The 14,410-nt window shown below is 60.0% G+C and carries 10 protein-coding genes; 7 read left to right on the top strand and 3 right to left on the bottom strand.

The window, feature by feature from the left end:
• Nucleotides 1-191 precede the first annotated feature (191 nt).
• Both WBR25_RS03365 and WBR25_RS03360 read left to right on the top strand, forming a co-directional pair.
• On the top strand, nt 192-1,115 hold the full coding sequence (locus tag WBR25_RS03365) for an SPFH domain-containing protein (RefSeq protein ID WP_005335703.1): 924 nt from the start codon (nt 192-194) through the stop codon (nt 1,113-1,115).
• A complete protein-coding gene (locus tag WBR25_RS03360; protein ID WP_201911765.1) occupies nt 1,112-1,567 on the top strand; it encodes an NfeD family protein in 456 nt (151 codons plus the stop codon). Before WBR25_RS03365 ends, WBR25_RS03360 begins: the two co-directional genes overlap by 4 nt.
• Nucleotides 1,568-1,636: 69 nt before the next feature.
• Here the strand turns inward: WBR25_RS03360 and WBR25_RS03355 are convergent, their stop codons facing one another.
• Nucleotides 1,637-3,742 (bottom strand): methyl-accepting chemotaxis protein, encoded by a 2,106-nt coding sequence (locus WBR25_RS03355; protein WP_479749399.1) that lies wholly within the window; start codon nt 3,740-3,742, stop codon nt 1,637-1,639.
• A 140-nt stretch (nt 3,743-3,882) separates the two neighbouring features.
• Between WBR25_RS03355 and nadA the strand changes: the two genes are divergently transcribed.
• On the top strand, nt 3,883-4,956 hold the full coding sequence (gene nadA, locus WBR25_RS03350; RefSeq protein ID WP_479749398.1) for a quinolinate synthase NadA: 1,074 nt from the start codon (nt 3,883-3,885) through the stop codon (nt 4,954-4,956).
• Nucleotides 4,957-5,026: 70 nt separating this feature from the next.
• Here nadA and WBR25_RS03345 read toward each other — a convergent pair whose 3' ends face one another.
• Nucleotides 5,027-5,893, bottom strand: coding sequence for a D-hexose-6-phosphate mutarotase (locus tag WBR25_RS03345; RefSeq protein WP_479749397.1), 867 nt, complete (start codon nt 5,891-5,893; stop codon nt 5,027-5,029).
• A gap of 86 nt (nt 5,894-5,979) precedes the next feature.
• Entirely contained in the window at nt 5,980-6,975 is a 996-nt protein-coding gene (gene gap, locus WBR25_RS03340) for a type I glyceraldehyde-3-phosphate dehydrogenase (protein WP_139739792.1), read from the bottom strand.
• 347 nt (nt 6,976-7,322) lie between these two features.
• Between gap and malQ the strand changes: the two genes are divergently transcribed.
• From malQ to msrB, 4 genes are all read left to right on the top strand, one after another.
• Nucleotides 7,323-9,512 carry a 4-alpha-glucanotransferase gene (gene malQ, locus WBR25_RS03335; protein WP_182963247.1) on the top strand — a complete coding sequence of 730 codons (2,190 nt, stop codon included), beginning with the start codon at nt 7,323-7,325 and terminating at the stop codon, nt 9,510-9,512.
• Between the two features lie 82 nt (nt 9,513-9,594).
• A complete protein-coding gene (gene glgB, locus WBR25_RS03330; protein ID WP_047439608.1) occupies nt 9,595-11,772 on the top strand; it encodes a 1,4-alpha-glucan branching protein GlgB in 2,178 nt (725 codons plus the stop codon).
• A complete protein-coding gene (gene glgX / locus WBR25_RS03325) occupies nt 11,772-13,928 on the top strand; it encodes a glycogen debranching protein GlgX (protein ID WP_479749396.1) in 2,157 nt (718 codons plus the stop codon). The genes glgB and glgX overlap by 1 nt, the downstream gene beginning before the upstream one ends.
• Before the next feature lie 68 nt (nt 13,929-13,996).
• Nucleotides 13,997-14,383: a peptide-methionine (R)-S-oxide reductase MsrB gene (gene msrB, locus WBR25_RS03320; protein ID WP_040068248.1), complete on the top strand. Its 387-nt coding sequence runs from the start codon at nt 13,997-13,999 to the stop codon at nt 14,381-14,383.
• Nucleotides 14,384-14,410 lie beyond the last annotated feature (27 nt).

Below are 14,410 nucleotides of genomic sequence, written 5' to 3'. Positions count from 1 at the left end.
CCATCCCTCGGAACACGACTAATATGGGGCGACTATAGGCAGGGCAGCTTATCCCTCAAAATAATAAAAAATGCTTTTTAATGCGTTTTGGTAATTAGCAAAGCCGATTCATGACAAAGGCGTACAAAGTCACTTGTGGTACCTGACGCCAGACCATAGGCTAGGGACTGTGTTTCATAAGGAGCTAAATGATGAATGAATCATTGATTGTGCTAGGGATTTTTGTGTTCCTGGTGCTCGCCACTCTGAGCGCGGGTATCAAGATAGTGCCCCAGGGCTACAACTGGACGGTAGAGCGCTTCGGCCGCTACACCCGCACCCTGACCCCGGGTCTCAACCTGCTGATCCCCTACGTGGATCGGGTCGGCCACAAGATCATCATGATGGAGCAGGTGCTGGACATCCCGGCACAAGAGGTGATCTCCCGCGACAACGCCAACGTCACCATCGACGCCATCAGCTTTGTGCAGGTAGTGGATGCCCGCAAAGCGGGTTATGAGGTCAACGATCTCACCAGCGCCATCCGCAATCTCACCATGACCAATATGCGGACTGTGCTCGGCGCCATGGAGCTGGACGAGATGCTCTCCCAGCGCGACACCATCAACGAGAAACTGCTGCGCACCATGGATGCCGCCACCGCCCCCTGGGGCATCAAGGTGACCCGCATCGAGATTAAAGATGTGCGCCCGCCGCTGGCGCTGGTCGAAGCGATGAACGCCCAGATGAAGGCCGAGCGCCAGAAACGGGCCGAGGTACTGGAAGCCGAAGGGGTGCGCCAGTCCAAAATCCTGAAAGCGGAAGGGGAGAAGCAGTCCCAGATCCTCAAAGCCGAAGGTGAGCGTCAGGCCGCCTTCCTCGCCGCCGAAGCGCGGGAGCGGGCAGCCGAGGCGGAAGCCAAGGCGACCCACATGGTTTCCCAAGCAATTGCGGAAGGAGACCTGCAGGCCATCAACTACTTCGTGGCCCAGAAATATACCGAGGCACTGGCCCGCATCGGTGAAGGCCCCAATAGCAAGATCATAATGATGCCGCTGGAAGCGGGCAGCCTGATTGGCTCTGTGGCTGGCATGGCCGAGCTGTTCAACAAAGATGGCAAGGGCAGCAAGTCATGACAGCCCTGTTAGAGGGGCTGACCCACTGGCACTGGCTGGGGCTCGGCTTCATTCTGCTGGCCATCGAGGTGCTCGGCTCGGTGGGCTTTTTGCTCTGGACCGGCATCGCCGCGCTGGAAGTGGGCCTGCTGCTGCTGATCTGGCCCTTTGGCTGGCAGGCGCAGTTGCTGCTGTTTGCGGTGCAATCCCTGCTCACCACCTGGGTCTGGTGGCGCTGGCAGCACCAGCGTGACAACTCGGGTCAGGATGCCGCCAGCACCATCAACGAGCGGATGCAGAGCTATATGGGCCGCGAGCTGACCCTGCTGGATGATGTCACCCAAGGCACCAGTCGGGTGCATCTGGACGATACGGTCTGGACGGTGCGCTGCGACGAGTCGCTGCCTGCGGGCAGCAAGGTCAGGGTGGTAGGGGCCGACTCCCATATCCTGCTGGTTGAACCCCGCAACTGACGCAACTCTGCCATCGAGTCATAAAAAAGCCCGCGATCGCTCGCGGGCTTTTGTCTCTCTGGCTGCCACTCAGGTACGCAGCCGATCGAGCTGACTGGCGAGCGCCGTGGCCGCTTGCTCCAGCGCTTCGCTCAGTTGATGGCTGGAGGTGGCCTCCTGCCCGATCACGTTGGCGGTATCACCAATTCGCATCAGGTTCTGGTTGATGGTATCGCTCACCGCACTCTGCTGCTCGGCGGCGGTGGCCACCTGACTGATGTGGTCGTGGATCTGCTGGATCTGGGCCACCACCCGATTGAGCGCCTCAAACGCCTGCTCGGTGCCCTGCACCGTGGTGGTGGAACGCTCGATGCCAGTATTCATCAGACGCTGGCTGCTGCTCACTTCGGTCTGCAGGCTACCAATCAACTGGCCAATCTCGTCGGTCGATTCACGAGTCTTGTTGGCCAGCGCCCGCACCTCGTCCGCCACCACCGCAAAGCCACGCCCCATGTCCCCTGCCCGCGCCGCCTCGATGGCGGCATTGAGGGCCAGTAGATTGGTCTGCTCGGCAATGGCGCGGATCACATCGAGGATCCTGCTGATATTGGTGCTGCGCTGGGCCACCAGCGCCACCGCTTTATCCGCCTCATGCATATCGCCGACCAGAGTATGGATCTCGTTGCGGGCATTGCTGAGGGTCTGCTGGGCGGTATTGATGTGGTGGGTCGCCGCTTCCGACTCCTGCGCCGCCTGCTCGGCATAACCCGCCACGCTGACTGCCGTGGTGCTCATCTGGTGCATGGCGCTCACCACGCTCTCCAGCTCCAGATTCTGCTCGTCCAGACTGCTGCGCATGGTGTCGGCGGTATGTTTCATCTCCCGCGCCTGCTGGTAGACCTGCTGACCGATCCCCTTGCTCATTTGCACCATGCCCCGCAGCTTGCCGAGGAAGGCATTGAGCTGGGAACCCAGATCGATCAGCTCCTGATGGGTGTCGATCTCCATCTGCTGGGTCAGGTCCCCCTCGTTGCTGGAGAGATGGCCCACATGGCGGCTGATAAGGGAAAGCGGCGCTGTGATGGTCTGGATAAACCAGACCAGCAACCCCAACACCAACAGGGTAATCCCGCCCATGGCGATGATCTGCTGCCGCTGCGCATCCACCAGCAGGGTGCCCAGTTCATTGCTGATGGCGTGTGCCTTGCTCAGCGCCAGCGCCTTGGGCACCTTGATCATCAACCACCACTGGGTATTGGCTGCTTCAACCCGAATGGGCTGATGAAGAATGAAGTCACTGTCGCTGCTGACCGGCCGACCGTCAGGCAGGGTCAGGCCCACCTCCTTGAGTGGACGGCCCAGCTTGTCGGCATAGCGGTTGCTGCCCACAATCAGCCCCATCTTGCTGACCAGGGTCACATCCGCCTTGTTGTCATAGAGGCTCTTGCCAAGGTTTTCAGCCAGTTGCTGGAAGATGGGCAGGTTCATATCCACCCCGGCCAGCCCGACAAACTTGCCGTCACGCAGCACGGGCACCGTGAGACTGGTCATCAGCATCTTGTTTCCCGGACTGATTTCGTAAAGGTAAGGCTCCATCAGGCAGGGCTGACGGGTATCGCGACCACAGAGATACCACTCGCTGTTGCGAATGCCGAACTCGTTGAGGGAGGTATCAAACTTGGCCTCGCTGGCGGCGGCGTCCACCGCTTGCTGGGCGATGGCCCCTCCCTGATCCTTGGTGAAATAGACCTCCAGACTCCCCTTGCCCGCCACCGAGTGGCTGGCCCCGCCCAGCCAGTTGCCATCCTCACCATCATAGCCGTCCGGTTCAAACTGGGCGTAGATGGAGCTGATCCCGCTCGCCTGCTGCAGGCTGCTGCCGAGCAAGTACTCCACTTGGGGCCGAGACAACCGCAGTTCCGGCTTGGCCATCCCGGCTTCAATCTGGGCGGTCACGGTCAGGGGGATCTGATAGGAGTTCTGCATCAGCGAGGCAATCTGGATGGCATAGCGCTCTGCCTGATACTGCAGGCTGCGGGAGACCTCCTCTTCCAGTGCATCGCTGGTCTGGGTCATCACCATGTTGCGAAGGGAACTGAACGAGGCCGATTGCAACAGGGTCATGGCCAGCCCGGTCAGCAGAAACAGCCCCATAGTAAGGCACAACAGCTTGAACTTGAGGGAACGTTGCTTCATGCGACAACTCCTTATGGCAGAATAACAACGAATTACTTGAGTATATTCGCCCACTTGCGCTTCACCCCATTTGTTGATGGGTTTGTGGCAGGCTTCTGGTTATAATTTTTGCCTTCCCGAGCGTTGATGGAACAGTCGCAATGAGCAATGCACTGAGCAGTGTCCCGCCGGTAGTCGATATGGACTACCCCTTTCCGGCCAAACCTCTTCCCTTGAGTGCCGAGCAGAGAATGACCTTGACCACAGAAATCAAGGCGCTGCTCAAGGAGCGCAAGGCGGTACTGGTTGCCCACTACTACACGGATCCCGAGATCCAGGCGCTGGCCGAAGCCACCGGCGGTTTCGTCGGTGACTCGCTGGAGATGGCCCGCTTTGGCCGCGATCACGAGGCGCAGACTCTGATTGTCGCCGGGGTGCGCTTCATGGGGGAAACCTCCAAGATCCTGAGCCCTCACAAACGGGTGCTGATGCCGACGCTGGAGGCCGAATGCTCCCTCGATCTGGGCTGCCCCATCGAGCAGTTCTCCGCCTTCTGCGATGCCAATCCCGACCATACCGTGGTGGTCTACGCCAATACCTCGGCCGCCGTTAAAGCACGGGCGGACTGGGTCGTGACCTCCAGCATCGCGCTCGAGATCGTCGAGCACCTCGACAGCCAAGGTCACAAGATCATCTGGGGCCCGGATCGTCATCTGGGTGCCTATATCGAGAAGAAGACCGGGGCGCAAATGCTGCGCTGGCAAGGCCACTGCATCGTCCACGACGAGTTCAAGGCCCGCGCCCTGCGCGAGCTGAAAGAGCAGAATCCGGACGCCGCCGTGCTGGTTCATCCGGAATCCCCCGCCTCGGTGATCGAGCTGGCCGATGCGGTGGGCTCCACCAGCCAGCTGATCAAGGCGGCCAAGGAGCTGCCCCAACAAAAACTGATTGTGGCGACCGATCGGGGCATCTTCTACAAGATGCAGCAGGCCTGTCCGGAGAAAGAGATGGTGGAAGCACCGACCGGTGGCGATGGCGCCACCTGTCGCAGCTGCGCCCACTGCCCCTGGATGGCGATGAACGGTCTGGTGGCGATCAAGGAGGCTCTCACCGACGGTGCCGAGCGCCACGAGATCCATGTCGATGAAGTGCTGCGGGTAAAGGCCCTCATCCCGCTCGACCGGATGCTCAATTTCGCCGCAGAACTCAAGCTCAAGACTCAGGGCAACGCCTGATTGCCGCCGTCACGAGATGCAAAGAGGGCTCCCGCGGGAGCCCTCTTTATTTATCTGAACCTCATCCTGATCAGATGATCACGGTAGAGAGACTGTGCTCATCATCCGGCGCAACGGTCACCCCCGCCTCGCCAGCGATAGCCGCTTCGACGCAGAGCATGGTGCGATAGCCATCGTCGCTCATGTCGGCCATGGCGGTGGCCCCTTCCAGCCAGGGGGTCCAGACCACCACGCTGTCGTGGTTACCGCTCACTACCCGGGTCTCGCGCTCACCATCCTGCACGCTCACCAGCGCCTCTGGCTGCCAGTAGACCCGATCCAGCGGCCCGTTCAGGGTCAATGCACCCTGCTGCTTGGCATCCTGCCCGGTCAGCTTGTCGGCATAGGGCTCACCCAGACCGCTCACGCTCACCGCTTCCGGTGCGCTGATATGCAAATAGGTGTGCAGCGCACCGCTGTAAGTCAGCGGCTGGCTACCGGTGTTGCGAGTGGTCAGCACCAGCGAAAGCTCTTTGCCAACCAGCACGTCCAGTTCCAGCTCGAAGGGGTGATCCCACAGGGCGCGGGTCGCATCGCTGTCGCGCAGGGAGAGATGCACCAGGGTGCCATCAGCGTGATCGGAGACCCCGTCCAGTATCCAGAGGGTGGTGCGGGCAAAACCGTGGGAGGGCTTGCCGCTACCAACGCGGGCGGGCACCGGGCCAAACCAGGGCCAGCAGATCGGGATACCACCACGAACAGGCTTGCTGCCATCCAGCACCGCCTTGTCACTCAGCCAGATGGAGGCCGGCTCGCCATGACGCTGATAGCTCAGCACATGGGCGCCAAACAGGCTGATCTCGGCCTTGGCATAGTCGTTATTAATGGTGAGAACCGGCAGACCGGCCGCATTGTTGGCAAGCTTGCAATTGGCTGTCAGGGGACGAATGGATTGCATGTGGACTCCTGTCATCAGGGGAAACCGAAAAACAAAAAGGCGGCCAATGGCCGCCTTTTTCAAGCTACGCGATTGCGCATCCCAAATTACTTGGAGATGTGAGCGATCAGGTCCAGAACTTTGCTGGAGTAGCCCATTTCGTTGTCGTACCAGGATACAACTTTAACGAATTTGTCGTTCAGCTGGATACCGGCCTTGGCGTCGAATACGGAGGTCTGACGCTCACCCAGGAAGTCGGTAGATACAACTTCGTCTTCGGTGTAGCCCAGAACGCCTTTCATAGCGCCTTCGGAAGCAGCTTTCATCGCTTCGCAGATTTCTGCGTAGGTGGCAGCTTTCTTCAGGTTAACGGTCAGGTCAACAACAGACACGTCCGGAGTCGGAACACGGAAAGCCATACCGGTCAGCAGGCCTTTCAGTTCCGGGATAACTACGCCAACAGCTTTGGCAGCACCGGTAGAGGACGGGATGATGTTCTGAGCCGCACCGCGGCCACCGCGCCAGTCTTTGGCAGACGGACCATCAACGGTCTTCTGGGTAGCAGTGGTAGCGTGAACGGTGGTCATCAGGCCAGACTCGATACCGAAGGTATCGTTCAGAACCTTGGCGATCGGTGCCAGGCAGTTGGTGGTGCAGGAAGCGTTGGAAACGATGTCCTGGCCAGCGTAGGTAGCGTCGTTAACACCCATTACGAACATCGGGGTAGCGTCTTTGGACGGGCCAGTCAGTACAACTTTCTTGGCACCAGCAGCGATGTGCTTACGAGCAGTCTCGTCGGTCAGGAACAGACCGGTAGCTTCAGCAACAACGTCAACACCGATTTCGCCCCACTTCAGGTTGGCCGGGTCACGCTCAGCGGTAACACGTACGGTTTTGCCGTTTACAACCAGGTTGCCGTCTTTAACTTCAACGGTACCGTTGAAACGACCGTGAGTTGAATCGTACTTCAGCATGTAAGCCATGTAGTCAACATCGATCAGGTCGTTGATACCAACAACTTCGATGTCTGCACGCTCGCAAGCCAGACGGAATACGAAACGACCGATACGGCCAAAACCGTTAATACCTACTTTGATAGTCATATTTAGTTACCTAACTGTTCAGTAGTCAAAGAAAATTCCGTTTGTAAATTTACTAGAACTCTCCGGTGAGTCAACCAACATTCTGTCTGAAATTGCGCTATATCATGAAAAACTGTGAAATTAATTTTCTGTTTATGTAACTGATTACCACGTTTTGACGAAAAAAGTGCCAGATCGTGGCATCGCGCAGATATCAACAATAGTGCCTACTCGGTCACACAACCATTCACAGAGATATGTAAAAATGTGCGCGGTTTAGCATGGCCAAAGAGCCACTGTTCAAGTACCACCCCATAAAAATCAAACAAAATAGTATAGATAGAATCCACAGCGGGAATTCTCAAACTATGACCACCCTGATTGAACAGCTGGCTGCCGCAAAAGGTATCGCCAGCGAGTATGTCGATGCCTGGGGCCACCCGGCCCAGGTATCAGAAGAGAGCAAGGCCGCCATGCTGGGCGCCATGGGCTACCGCGTCGATGACGAGGCCGCACTGGTGCAGCAGTTGGAAGAGGAGCATCGTCAGCACTGGCTGCGGGCGCTGGATCCTGTGATGGTGGTTCGCACCGGCGACGCCGTTACCCTTGAGGTTCGCCTCCCCATCGAATTCGTCAACGACGCCCTCACCTGGCAGCTCCAGCAGGAGCAGGGTGCTGTGCTGTCCGGTCAATTCACCCCCATCGAGGGTGAGCTGGTCGGCGTGGCCGAATTTGAAGAGATGGAGTGCCAGGCCTATCGCGTCACTCTGGATATGGCCCCGGAGCTGGGTTATCACCAACTGGTGCTGCTGGAAGAGGGCAATGACGAGCCGCTGGCCACCATGCGCCTCATCGTTGCCCCCAAGGCCTGCTACAAGCAGGCGCCGATTGCCGATGGCCGCAAGGTGTGGGGCCCGAGCGTGCAGCTCTACTGCCTGCGCAGCCGCCACAACTGGGGTATTGGTGATTTCAGCGATCTGGGCCAGCTGGTCGAGAAAGCCGCCGCCTGGGGTGCCAACTTCGTCGGCCTCAACCCTATCCACGCCCTCTATCCGGCCAATCCGGAGAGCGCCAGTCCCTACAGCCCCTCTTCCCGTCGCTGGCTCAACGTGGCCTATATCAATGTGGAAGCGGTGCCCGAATTCCAGCAGAGCGATCGCCTGAAAGCGGAAGTGGCAAGTCCTGCCTTCCAGCAACATCTGGCCGATCTGCGCGCCAAAGAGAACGTCGATTACACCGGCGTGATCCAGACCAAACTCGGCATGCTGCGTCAGGTGTTCGATGAAGCCACCCTGAGCGCCGAGCGTCAGGCCGCCTTTGATGCCTTCGTGGCCGCCGGTGGCGACAGCCTGCAACAGCAGGCAGCATTTGATGCCCTGCAGGCCCACTTCTATGCCAAAGGCGAAAATGCCTGGGGCTGGCCGGTATGGCCGCAGGAGCTGCGCGATTACCACAATCCTGCCGTTGCCGCCTGGATGGCCGCGCACCCGCAAGATGTCAACTTCTACCTCTATCTGCAGTTCCTGGCTGACGAACAACTTGCGCAAGCCGATGCCCGCGCCAAGGCTGCCGGCATGGTGATGGGGATCTATCGGGATCTGGCGGTGGGCGTATCCGAAGGCTCCACCGAGATCTGGGCCAACCAGGATCTCTACTGCCCGAAAGCCTCGGTCGGTGCGCCGCCCGATATTCTCGGCCCGCTCGGTCAGAACTGGGGCCTGCCCCCGATGAACCCGAACAAGCTGTTTGAAGCGGCCTATCAGCCGATGGTGGACTTGTTCCGTGCCAACATGCGCTCATGCGGCGCACTGCGTATCGACCACGTGATGGCCTTGCTGCGCCTGTGGTGGGTACCGCCCGGAGCATCCGCCGCCAAGGGCGCCTACATCTACTATCCGGTCAACGATCTGCTGGGCATTCTGGCCCTCGAATCCCACCGCAATCAGTGCCTGCTGATCGGCGAGGATCTGGGCACCGTGCCGGAGGGGATCGATGTGACTCTGAAAGAGAACGGCGTCCACTCCTACAAGGTGTTCTTCTTCGAGCGCTCCAAGGAAGATGGCGGCTTTATCTCCCCGGCGCACTACACCGAGCAGGCGATGTCGGCCCTGACCACCCACGACATGCCGACCCTCAAGGGCTTCTGGCATTGCGACGATTTGGCGCTCGGCCGTCAACTGGGTCTGTATCCGGATGAAGATGTGTTGAAGACTCTGTATGCTGATCGCCACCAGGCCAAACAGCGGATCCTCGACAGCTTGCATGCCCACAAGGTCATCTCTGACAACATCAGTCATGACGTGAACTGGGTCGGCATGAACACCGAGCTCAACCACGGTCTGCAAATCCACATGTCCCGCGGCAGCTGCGCCCTGTTCAGTACCCAGCTGGAAGATTGGCTGGAGATGGACAAGCCGGTCAACGTACCGGGCACCAGTTACGAATACCCCAACTGGCGCCGCAAGCTCTCCGCTGATCTGGAAGATATTTTTGCCAATGAGGCACTCAAGGCACTGGCTGGCAAGATGAGCCAAGCCCGTGATGAGGCCAGTCGTTGAGACGCTGTCTCCCACAGCGCTCTCACCTAAATCCACTCCGGCTTCGGCCGGAGTGGATGCTCTGTCATGAAAGGAAATCTCGATGCTCGTTGAACGTTTGGTTGCTGCCCGCTGTTCCGATCCCTTCTCTCACTTAGGCCTGCAGGCCAATCCGGATGGGCCCGGCCTCAAACTGACCGCCTGGTTGCCTGATGCCCTCGAAGTCCGCGTCAAGGATCTCAAGTCGGGCAAAGTCGTTGCCACCCTGGCGCCCACCGATGAATCGGGTCTTTTTGAAACTGTTTTCACCCGCCGCAAAAACTCCTTCCCCTATCAGCTGATCGCCAGCTACCAAGATGCCACCACCGAGGTCATCGACCCCTATCAGTTTCAGGATGCCGCCTGGGCAGGCCTGGCCGAACTAACCGCCCAGCCGGAAAACCTCTATCACACCCTTGGCGCCCAGCTGCGCACCGTGGAGCATCTTGGCCAGCAGGTGGAGGGGGTGCGTTTTGCGGTCTATGCGCCGAGCGCCACCGCCGTGAGCCTCATCGGCGATTTCAACTTCTGGGATGGCCGCCGCCACCCGATGCAGCGCAGCCTCTGCGGTCACTGGGTGCTGTTTGTGCCGGGCCTCAAGGCCGGTGATCGCTACAAGTTCGAGCTCAAGGACCCCATGGGCAACCGGCTGCCCCACAAGAGCGACCCGGTCGGCTTTTACTGCGAGCAGTATCCGTCGTTCGCCTCCGTGGTCTATGACCACGCCCAGTACCAGTGGCAGGATGCCGAGTGGATTGCCAGCCAGCACAACGACAAGCGTGAGCAACCCCTATCCATCTATGAGCTGCACGTCGGCTCCTGGAAGCGCCACCCCAACGGCGACAGCCTGAGCTGGCGCGAGCTGGCAGTGGAGCTGGTCGCCTACGTCAAGGAGATGGAGTACACCCACATCGAGCTGCTGCCGGTCTCCGAGCACCCCTTCAGCGGCTCCTGGGGCTACCAGCCGGTGGGCATGTTCTCCCCCACCAGCCGCTACGGCACCGCCGATGATTTCAAATACTTCGTCGACCAGTGCCACCAGGCAGGCATCGGCATCATTCTGGACTGGGTACCCGCCCACTTCCCGTCCGATGCCCACGGACTGGCCCGTTTCGACGGCACCCCGCTCTACGAATATGAAGATCCGCGCCGTGGCTGGCACCCGGACTGGAACTCCTACATCTACGACTTTGGCCGCGACACAGTGCGCCAGTTCCTGGTGGCGAGCGCCCTGTTCTGGCTAGACAAGTTCCACATCGACGGCCTGCGGGTGGATGCGGTTGCCTCCATGCTCTATCTCGACTATTCCCGCAACGCCGGTGAGTGGGTACCGAACGTCGATGGCGGCAACCACAACTACGAGGCGATCAGTCTGCTCAAGTGGACCAACGAGGAGGTCTACGGCAAGTATCCCCACGCCATGACCATAGCCGAAGAGTCCACCGCCTTTGCCGGCGTCTCCCGCCCCACCTTCCTCGGCGGCCTCGGCTTTGGCTTCAAGTGGAATATGGGCTGGATGCACGACACCCTCACCTACATGCAGAAAGAGCCGATCCACCGCCGCTACCACCACAACGACATGACCTTCTCCATGGTTTACCACTATGACGAAAACTTCATCCTGTCGCTCTCCCACGACGAGGTAGTGCACGGCAAGCACTCCATGCTCTACAAGATGCCGGGCGACGAGTGGCAGCAGGCTGCCAACCTGCGCGCCTATATGGGCTTCATGTACGCCCACCCGGGCAAGAAGCTCAATTTCATGGGCACCGAAATCGCCCAGAGCAACGAGTGGAACCACGATGCCCAGCTGCCATGGCATCTGCTGCAATATCCCAAGCATGCCGGTCAACAGCGGCTGATCCACGATCTCAACCACCTCTACCGTCATGAGCCTGCCTTGTATCAGGCCGATTATGAGCAGACCGGCTTCCGCTGGCTGGATCACAACGATGCCGACAACAGCATCTTTGCCTGGCTGCGAGCGGACAAAGAGGGCAAGCAGGCTATTGTGGTGGCTTGCAACTTCACCCCGGTGCCCCGTCTCGAATATCGGATCGGCGTCCCTGCGGCGGGCCACTATCGGGTGGTGCTCAACACCGACAGCGAGTATTACTGGGGTAGTAACTATGATGTAGGTCTGGTGTTCGCTGCCGAACCGACCCCCTGGCAGGGGATGGCACACAGCATAGTGCTGGATCTGCCGCCGCTGGCGACCTTGTTTATCAAACAGGAGTCTTGATGCTTGTAATGGAAAAAGGGGTGGGCCACCCGCTGGGGGCCCGCCTTGACGAGAACGGTTGCCACTTCTGCGTCTGGGCCCCCCAGTCGGACAAGGTGGAGATCTGCCTGTACGACGAGCAGGAGCAGGAGCTGATGCGGCTGGAGTTGCCCGGCCGCCGTGGCCAGTATCGCTTTGGCTACGTGCGCGGCGTAAAGGCCGGTCAGCGCTACGGCTATCGGGTCTATGGCACCCCGCAGGAGGGGATGCTGTTCGATCCGCAAAAACTGCTGATTGACCCCTACGCCAAGGCGCTCAGTCGTCCCACCTACTGGGATGAAGCCCTCTATCAGGGGGACAGTGCCGGGATGATTGCCAAGTCGGTGGTAGTGGATGACCGTTTTGACTGGCAAGGGGTTGGCAAACCCGGGATCAGTCCGGCCCGCACCATTATCTACGAGACCCACGTCAAGGGCTTTACCAAGCAGCATCCGGGGATCCCCAAAGCGCTGCAGGGCACCTACCTTGGCATCTGTCACCCGCTGGTTATCGAGCACATGAAGAGCCTCGGTATCACCTCGGTGCAGCTGATGCCGGTGGCTGCCTTCATGTCGGAACCGCGACTGGAGCAGCTGGGACTCACCAACTACTGGGGCTACAACCCCATCGCCTTCTTCGCCCCGGAGCCGCGTTACAGCACCCGAGCAGACGAGGCGGTGACCGAGTTCAAGACCATGGTGCGCGAGCTGCACCGGGCCGGGCTCGAGGTGATCCTGGATGTGGTCTACAACCACACTGCCGCCTCTGGCTTCGACGGCCCCACCCTCTCGTTCAAGGGCTTTGACAACGCCGGTTACTACGCCTTCGAAGCGGGCCCCCACGGCCCGGACTACACCCGTCACGCCAACGTGACCGGTTGTGGCAACAGCGTCAATCTGGATCACCCCAACACCCTGCGGCTGGTGCTCGATGCTCTGCGCTACTGGGTCACCGAGATGCAGGTGGACGGCTTCCGTTTCGATCTGGCGGTGACGCTGGCGCGGGAAGCGGGGGAGTTCGAGCCCATGGGCGCCTTCTTCAAGGCCGTGATGGCCGACCCAGTGCTGTCACAGGTCAAGCTCATCGCCGAACCCTGGGACATCGGCCCCTTCGGCTACCGGCTGGGTCAATTTCCGAGCCAGTGGCAGGAGATCAACGACCGCTACCGCGACACGGTGCGCGCCTTCTGGCGCGGTGATGCGGGCAAGATGGGGGACTTTGCCACCCGCTTGGTAGGCTCGCGGGATATTTTCCCGAAGAACTGGCGCTCCCCCCACACCAGCGTCAACTACCTCTGCTATCACGACGGTTTCACCCTGGAGGATCTGGTCTCCTACAACCAGCGCCACAATCAGGCCAATGGTGAAGACAATCGGGATGGCCACGGCAACAACCTCTCCTATAACCACGGGGTAGAGGGGCCAACCCTGGATCCGCGGGTCAACAGCCTGCGCCAGCAGCAGAAGCGCAATCTGATTGCCACCCTGCTGCTGTCGCAAGGGACACCGCACTTCCTCGCCGGCGACGAGATGGGCCGCAGCCAGCTTGGCAACAACAACGCCTACTGCCAGGACAACCAGATCAGCTGGGTCAACTGGCAGTGGCGACCGGAGGATGAGCGGCTGTTCGCCTTCACCCAGCAGATGATGGCGCTGCGGGCGGAGTCCTGCGTCTTCTCCAACCTGCAACTGAGCGACGACAGCTGGAATGGCACCCCGTCCAGCTGCCATCAGGTCAACTGGTATCACCCGGACGGCCACCAGCTCACCGATCAGGATTGGCACGCCCCCATGGGGCAGGCGTTCGCCATGGATATCGGCATGATCAACTGTGTCGGCGAGCGCTGGTACGTGCTGTTCAACGCCAGCGACTACGATATCCAGTTCCGCCTGCCGCCGCCGGGGGAAGGGCTGGAGTGGATCCAGACCATCGACACTGCCACCAACGATGGCCTCCCCTTCCTGCCCGATGACATCAAACGGCAGGTGGCAGTCGGCCGGGCCCACTCCCTCAAACTGCTGGAGCGGGTGGCACTGGCCAGCACGGCGGAGGATGCCCAGCCACCGCAGCAGGAAATTATCCCTGCATCCGGTGAGGAGATGGTTGCCACCTCGATCACAGATACAGGCAAAGCATAAGAGGCATGCTGGAGTCAGCTTTACGGAGCCGCTATGCTGGGCTCCGGTATGGATGGCAAGGAGTCGGTATGAGCAGTAACAATCCGGAACAGTGGCGCAGCAAACTGACCGCCGAGCAGTTTCACGTCTGCTGGGAGAAGGGCACCGAGCGCCCCTACAGCGGCGCCCTGCTCCACAATCGCAAGAGCGGCGACTACCTCTGTGTCTGCTGCAAGAGCGTGCTGTTTCACTCAGGAGCCAAGTTTGATTCCGGCTGCGGCTGGCCCTCGTTCGACAAGGCCATCGAGGGGACGGTGGAGTACACCGAGGACAACAGCCACGGCATGAAGCGAGTGGAGATCACCTGCCGCCAGTGCGGCTCTCACCTCGGTCACGTCTTCCCCGACGGACCGACCGAGACCGGCCAGCGCTACTGCGTCAACAGCCTGAGTCTGGATTTCGATCCCGACGCTTAAGCGACTTACCCATTGCAATAAAAACGG

Source organism: Aeromonas sp. MTB, from assembly GCF_056632455.1.
Note: the sequence above shows the minus strand (reverse complement) of the source record. Positions and strands in the feature narration are given on the sequence as shown.

Coding starts and splice junctions, on each gene's coding strand:
- msrB (WP_040068248.1), top strand. CDS start 13,997: ATGAGCAGTAACAATCCGGAACAGTGGCGCAGCAAACTGACCGCCGAG.
- WBR25_RS03365 (WP_005335703.1), top strand. CDS start 192: ATGAATGAATCATTGATTGTGCTAGGGATTTTTGTGTTCCTGGTGCTC.
- WBR25_RS03345 (WP_479749397.1), bottom strand. CDS start 5,893: ATGCAATCCATTCGTCCCCTGACAGCCAATTGCAAGCTTGCCAACAAT.
- malQ (WP_182963247.1), top strand. CDS start 7,323: ATGACCACCCTGATTGAACAGCTGGCTGCCGCAAAAGGTATCGCCAGC.
- nadA (WP_479749398.1), top strand. CDS start 3,883: ATGAGCAATGCACTGAGCAGTGTCCCGCCGGTAGTCGATATGGACTAC.
- WBR25_RS03355 (WP_479749399.1), bottom strand. CDS start 3,742: ATGAAGCAACGTTCCCTCAAGTTCAAGCTGTTGTGCCTTACTATGGGG.
- glgX (WP_479749396.1), top strand. CDS start 11,772: ATGCTTGTAATGGAAAAAGGGGTGGGCCACCCGCTGGGGGCCCGCCTT.
- WBR25_RS03360 (WP_201911765.1), top strand. CDS start 1,112: ATGACAGCCCTGTTAGAGGGGCTGACCCACTGGCACTGGCTGGGGCTC.
- gap (WP_139739792.1), bottom strand. CDS start 6,975: ATGACTATCAAAGTAGGTATTAACGGTTTTGGCCGTATCGGTCGTTTC.
- glgB (WP_047439608.1), top strand. CDS start 9,595: ATGCTCGTTGAACGTTTGGTTGCTGCCCGCTGTTCCGATCCCTTCTCT.